At 59.9% G+C, this 5899-nt stretch carries 6 protein-coding genes; 5 read left to right on the forward strand and 1 reads right to left on the reverse strand.

The features are described 5' to 3' along the window. The 3 genes from ACRESD_RS11440 to radA form a co-directional block, all read left to right on the forward strand. A partial coding sequence (locus tag ACRESD_RS11440) for a catalase (protein WP_431751002.1) occupies positions 1 to 910 on the forward strand: 910 nt, incomplete at its 5' end. 59 nt (positions 911 to 969) lie between these two features. After that, positions 970 to 1509, forward strand: coding sequence for an ankyrin repeat domain-containing protein (locus ACRESD_RS11445; protein ID WP_431751003.1), 540 nt, complete (start codon positions 970 to 972; stop codon positions 1507 to 1509). A gap of 35 nt (positions 1510 to 1544) precedes the next feature. Continuing rightward, on the forward strand, positions 1545 to 2912 hold the full coding sequence (radA, locus tag ACRESD_RS11450) for a DNA repair protein RadA (protein WP_431751004.1): 1368 nt from the start codon (positions 1545 to 1547) through the stop codon (positions 2910 to 2912). A gap of 128 nt (positions 2913 to 3040) precedes the next feature. On the opposite strand, the gene ACRESD_RS11455 is transcribed toward radA, so the two are convergent. After that, positions 3041 to 3409 carry a PilZ domain-containing protein gene (locus tag ACRESD_RS11455; RefSeq protein ID WP_431751005.1) on the reverse strand — a complete coding sequence of 123 codons (369 nt, stop codon included), beginning with the start codon at positions 3407 to 3409 and terminating at the stop codon, positions 3041 to 3043. Between the two features lie 174 nt (positions 3410 to 3583). On the opposite strand from ACRESD_RS11455, the gene ACRESD_RS11460 reads away from it, so the two are divergent. Both ACRESD_RS11460 and ACRESD_RS11465 read left to right on the forward strand, forming a co-directional pair. Continuing rightward, positions 3584 to 5650 carry a carbon starvation CstA family protein gene (locus tag ACRESD_RS11460; RefSeq protein ID WP_431751006.1) on the forward strand — a complete coding sequence of 689 codons (2067 nt, stop codon included), beginning with the start codon at positions 3584 to 3586 and terminating at the stop codon, positions 5648 to 5650. A 15-nt stretch (positions 5651 to 5665) separates the two neighbouring features. Beyond that, positions 5666 to 5863 (forward strand): YbdD/YjiX family protein, encoded by a 198-nt coding sequence (locus tag ACRESD_RS11465; RefSeq protein WP_003194308.1) that lies wholly within the window; start codon positions 5666 to 5668, stop codon positions 5861 to 5863. Positions 5864 to 5899: the final 36 nt, after the last annotated feature.

A 5899-nucleotide genomic window follows, 5' to 3' on the forward strand; every position in this document is an offset into this window, starting at 1 on the left:
GGCCAGTTATCGGGAAATGGACGGCAATGGCGTACATGCCTACAAGTTGATTAACGCCAAGGGTGAAGTGCACTACGTCAAGTTCCACTGGAAGAGCCTGCAAGGCATCAAGAATCTCGATCCCAAGCAAGTGACTGAAGTGCAGGGTCGTGATTACAGCCATATGACTAACGACTTGGTCACCCATATTAATAAGGGCGACTTCCCTAAGTGGGATTTGTATGTGCAAGTGCTCAAGCCCGAAGATTTGGCCAAGTTTGATTTCGATCCGCTGGATGCCACTAAGATCTGGCCGAATGTGCCTGAACGCAAAGTCGGCCAGATGGTGTTGAACCGCAACCCGGACAACGTCTTCCAGGAAACCGAGCAAGTGGCCATGGCCCCGGCCAACCTGGTGCCGGGCATTGAGCCGTCTGAGGATCGCCTGCTGCAAGGCCGGGTGTTCTCCTACGCCGACACGCAGATGTATCGCCTGGGCGCCAACGCGCTGCAACTGCCGATCAATGCCCCGCGGGTGACCGTCAACAACGGTAACCAGGACGGCGCGATGAATTTCGGCAAGACCACCACTGGCGTGAACTACCAGCCGAGCCGCCTGATGCCACGGGAAGAGCCGCAAGCGGCGCGCTACAGCCAGTCGGCACTGTCGGGCAGCACCCAGCAGGCAAAGATTCAGCGTGAGCAGAACTTCAAGCAGGCTGGTGACTTGTACCGGTCCTACAACAAGAAGGAGCGTCAGGACCTGATCGATAACTTCGGTGGTTCCCTGGCGACCACGGATGATGAGAGCAAGCACATCATCCTGTCGTTCCTCTATAAGGCAGATCCTGAGTACGGCACCGGTGTTGCCAAGGTGGCCAAGGGCGACCTGGCTCGCGTGAAGGCGCTGGCGGAAAAGCTGACTGACTGACCCCGTTGGTTGTGGTCGGCGCCCCTGAAAGGGCGTCGACCTTTGGCAGGAGAGTTTCCATGCGTATTTCAATCGGCTTACTGATGGCCATGCTGGCCTTTGTTGCCCATGCCGAGTCCCCCGAGCCGGCCGCGCTCAAAGCACAGCTGCAGGATTACTATTTCGATGCCGCCCGCCGTGGTGATGTCGACATGCTCAACACCTTTATCGAGTCCGGCTACAGCCTCAATACCCAGGACGACAAGGGCTACACCGCGTTGATCCTTGCCGCATACCACGGCCAGGGATCTTTCGTGGAGCGTTTGCTCAATGCTGGTGCCGACGCCTGTGTGCAGGACAAGCGTGGCAACACCGCCCTGATGGGCGCGATCTTCAAAGGTGAGTTGAAGATCGCCCAGCGCCTGCTGTCCACCGACTGCAACCCCGATCAACGCAATGGTGCCGGGCAGACGGCTGCCATGTACGCCGGGCTGTTCAAACGTATCGAGCTACTGGACGAGTTGAAGGCCAAAGGCGCCGACCTCAACGCCGAAGACCCGATCGGCAACAGCGCCTCACGCTTGGCCAGCGGTGAAATCCGGACCCCGGCGCCGCGCTGAGCTATCATCGCGGTTTTTCAGTTGGAGGTTCTCAAATGGCAAAGGCCAAGCGCATGTACGGCTGCACAGAGTGCGGCGCGACCTTTCCCAAGTGGGCCGGCCAGTGCAGCGAGTGCGGTGCATGGAACACCCTGACTGAAACCATGATCGAAAGCGGCGGTGCGGCGGCCCCGACCGGCCGTGCCGGCTGGACCGGGCAACAGGCGCAGATCAAGACCCTGGCCGAAGTCAGCGTTGAAGAAATCCCGCGTTTTTCCACGGCGTCCGGTGAACTCGACCGCGTGCTCGGTGGCGGCCTGGTGGACGGCTCGGTGGTGTTGATCGGCGGTGATCCGGGTATCGGCAAGTCGACTATCCTGCTGCAAACCCTGTGCAGCATCGCCAGCCGCATGCCCGCGTTGTACGTCACTGGTGAAGAGTCCCAACAGCAAGTGGCCATGCGCGCCCGGCGCCTCGGTTTGCCCCAGGACCAACTGCGGGTGATGACCGAAACCTGCATCGAAAGCATCATCGCCACGGCCCGTATCGAAAAGCCCAAGGTCATGGTGATCGACTCGATCCAGACCATTTTCACCGAGCAACTGCAATCGGCGCCGGGCGGCGTGTCCCAGGTGCGCGAGAGTGCGGCGCTGCTGGTGCGTTATGCCAAACAGAGTGGCACGGCGATCTTCCTGGTCGGCCATGTGACCAAGGAGGGGGCGTTGGCCGGGCCACGGGTGCTTGAGCATATGGTCGACACCGTGTTGTATTTCGAAGGCGAATCCGATGGCCGCCTGCGTTTGCTGCGGGCGGTGAAGAACCGCTTCGGTGCGGTCAACGAACTGGGTGTGTTCGCCATGACCGACAGGGGGCTGAAAGAAGTCTCCAATCCGTCGGCAATTTTTCTGACGCGTGCCCAAGAAGAAGTCCCTGGCAGCGTGGTGATGGCAACGTGGGAAGGTACGCGCCCGATGCTGGTGGAAGTCCAGGCGCTGGTGGATGACAGCCACTTGGCCAACCCGCGCCGGGTCACGCTCGGCCTGGACCAGAACCGCCTGGCGATGCTGCTGGCGGTATTGCACCGGCATGGTGGTATTCCTACCCATGACCAGGACGTGTTCCTCAACGTGGTCGGCGGGGTCAAGGTGCTGGAAACCGCTTCCGACCTGGCCTTGATGGCGGCGGTGATGTCCAGTCTGCGTAACCGGCCGTTGCCTCATGACTTGCTGGTGTTCGGGGAGGTCGGTCTGTCAGGTGAGGTGCGTCCGGTGCCGAGTGGTCAGGAACGCCTGAAAGAGGCGGCCAAGCACGGCTTCAAGCGTGCCATCGTGCCCAAGGGTAATGCGCCGAAGGAGTCGCCGCCGGGGATTCAAATCATTGCAGTGACACGCCTGGAACAGGCGTTGGATGCCCTGTTCGAGTAATCAGCAACACTGCAAGGTCAATGTGGGAGGGGGCTTGCCCCCGATAGCTGAGTGTCAGTCAGCACATGTAGGGCTGACCCACCGCCATCGGGGGCAAGCCCCCTCCCACAGTTGATTTGTGTTGGCTGTTAGATTTCCAGCAAGGCCGCCAACTCGCGGTGCAGTTCATCCTCGTCACCCAGGTTCAACTCGATCAGCCGCCGCAAATGACTGATCGAGTCCAAGTCAATGTGTTGGCACACGAACCCCAACTGGCCATGATCCTCGTGGGTCAGTCGCACCTGCATCTTGATATGGGCCTTGGGGTCCAGGCGGATGTCGACGTCAAAGGGCAGGGCTTTATTCCCCTTCCAATCCTCGGGGCGTTGCACCAACAACCCTTTTAGCGACAGATCCACCAATTGTACCGGCCATTCCCTGCCGTTTTGCCGCAGTTCGGTCTTGGCATCAAAGGCAATCCGGCGAAAACGGCGGCGGTCAGACGGTTGCTCGGTCATCGTGAAGCCCTCTGTGGATAAGGGGATTGTAGCGCTGGGCCATCTTTGGGCCTTTATTTCTTCTTTTTTTGCCAACAGAAGGCTCTAGACCAACGTAGGGGGGTGGTCTTTGAAGCCAACAGCGCTAAACTCGGAACGGCTGTCCTTTCTGTCCACCCTGGCTGGAATATAAAAATGAAAAATAATAATAGCCTGCTACGCCACCTGCCCTGGCTGGTGCTGGCAATTGTAGGAGCGTGCGCCCTTGGCGTAGTGGCCCTGCGCCGCGGCGAGGCGATCAACGCCTTGTGGATTGTGGTCGCTGCTGTGGCCATCTACCTGGTTGCATACCGCTACTACAGCTTGTTCATCGCGAATAACGTGATGCAACTCGACCCACGGCGGGCCACCCCCGCAGTGATCAACAATGATGGTCTGGACTACGTGCCGACCAATAAACACATCCTTTTCGGTCACCACTTTGCGGCGATTGCCGGTGCAGGCCCCTTGGTCGGCCCGGTACTGGCGGCGCAAATGGGCTACCTGCCCGGCACGCTCTGGCTGATTGCCGGCGTGGTGCTGGCGGGTGCGGTGCAAGACTTCATGGTCCTGTTCCTCTCCACGCGTCGCAACGGCCGTTCCCTGGGGGATATGGTCCGTGAAGAAATGGGCCGCATTCCGGGGACCATCGCGCTGTTCGGTTGCTTCCTGATCATGATCATCATCCTCGCGGTGCTGGCGCTGATCGTGGTCAAGGCCCTGGCTGAAAGCCCATGGGGCATCTTCACCGTGATGGCGACTATCCCGATCGCGATGTTCATGGGCGTGTACATGCGCTACATCCGCCCGGGCCGCATCGGTGAAATCTCGATCATTGGCGTGTTCCTGTTGTTGGGTTCGATCTGGCTGGGTGGGCAGATCGCCGCTGACCCGGTCTGGGCCAAAGCCTTCACTTTCACCGGCATTCAAATTACCTGGATGCTGATCGGCTACGGTTTCGTGGCTGCGGTATTGCCGGTGTGGCTGATCCTCGCACCGCGTGACTACCTGTCGACCTTCCTGAAAATCGGCACCATCATCGCCCTGGCGATCGGAATCCTGGTCACCATGCCAGAGCTGAAAATGCCGGCCCTGACCCAATTCATCGACGGCACCGGCCCGGTATGGAAGGGTGGCCTGTTCCCGTTCCTGTTCATCACCATCGCCTGTGGTGCGGTATCGGGTTTCCACGCACTGATTTCTTCGGGCACCACGCCCAAGCTGCTGGATAACGAGACCAACGCCCGCTACATCGGTTACGGCGGCATGCTGATGGAGTCGTTCGTTGCGATCATGGCCATGGTCGCCGCTTCGGTGATCGAGCCTGGCGTGTACTTCGCCATGAACAGCCCGGCTGCCGTGGTCGGCGGCGATGTGATGGCCGTGGCGCAAACCGTCAGCAGTTGGGGCTTTGCGATTACGCCTGAGGCGCTGCAAGCCGTGGCCCACGACATCGGCGAGACCACTATCCTGGCCCGTGCCGGTGGTGCGCCGACCCTGGCGGTGGGTATCGCGCAGATCCTGCACAGCGTACTGCCGGGTGAAAACACCATGGCGTTCTGGTACCACTTTGCAATCCTGTTCGAAGCGCTGTTCATCCTCACTGCCGTCGACGCGGGCACCCGTGCCGGTCGCTTCATGCTGCAGGACCTGCTGGGCTCCTTCGTACCCGCGCTCAAGCGCACCGAGTCCTGGACGGCCAACTTGATCGCGACTGCAGGTTGCGTGGCGATGTGGGGTTACCTGCTGTACCAAGGCGTGATTGACCCACTGGGCGGTATCAACACCTTGTGGCCACTGTTCGGTATCTCCAACCAGATGCTGGCAGGTATCGCGCTGATGCTCGGCACTGTTGTGCTGATCAAAATGAAACGCCAACGCTACATTTGGGTCACTCTGCTGCCGGCAGTGTGGTTGCTGATCTGCACCACCACCGCAGGCTTCATCAAGCTGTTCGACGCCAACCCGGCGATTGGCTTCCTGTCGCTGGCCAAGAAGTACAGCGATGCCCTGGCCAACGGCCAGATCCTGGCCCCGGCCAAGAGCATCGACCAGATGCAGCACGTGATCTACAACGCCTATACCAACGCAACGCTGACGGCGCTGTTCCTGTTCGTGGTGTTCAGCATCTTGTTCTATGCGCTCAAGGTCGGCGTCGCCGCCTGGGGCAACAAAGAGCGTACGGATAAAGAAGCCCCATTCCAGGCAGTACCGGACGCGTAATCGAGGGTTGCAACCATGTTCAATGACATCAGTCGCCTCGGTAAATACCTCGGTCAGGCTGCACGCCTGATGGTCGGCATGCCCGACTACGACACCTACGTCGAGCATATGCAAACCAAACACCCGGACAAACCGGTGATGGACTACAAGGCGTTCTTCCGGGAGCGCCAGGAAGCCCGTTACGGCGGCAAGGGTGGGCCTAAGTGCTGCTAGCCCGGTAGTTCGGGTTACGGTGATCCCTTGTGGGAG

It is taken from the genome of Pseudomonas sp. (assembly GCF_050739995.1).
Taxonomy (GTDB): domain Bacteria; phylum Pseudomonadota; class Gammaproteobacteria; order Pseudomonadales; family Pseudomonadaceae; genus Aquipseudomonas.

Bases quoted from the DNA above. Each gene is read 5' to 3' on its own strand.
- ACRESD_RS11445 (WP_431751003.1), top strand. From the start codon at position 970: ATGCGTATTTCAATCGGCTTACTGATGGCCATGCTGGCCTTTGTTGCC.
- radA (WP_431751004.1), top strand. From the start codon at position 1,545: ATGGCAAAGGCCAAGCGCATGTACGGCTGCACAGAGTGCGGCGCGACC.
- ACRESD_RS11455 (WP_431751005.1), bottom strand. From the start codon at position 3,409: ATGACCGAGCAACCGTCTGACCGCCGCCGTTTTCGCCGGATTGCCTTT.
- ACRESD_RS11460 (WP_431751006.1), top strand. From the start codon at position 3,584: ATGAAAAATAATAATAGCCTGCTACGCCACCTGCCCTGGCTGGTGCTG.
- ACRESD_RS11465 (WP_003194308.1), top strand. From the start codon at position 5,666: ATGTTCAATGACATCAGTCGCCTCGGTAAATACCTCGGTCAGGCTGCA.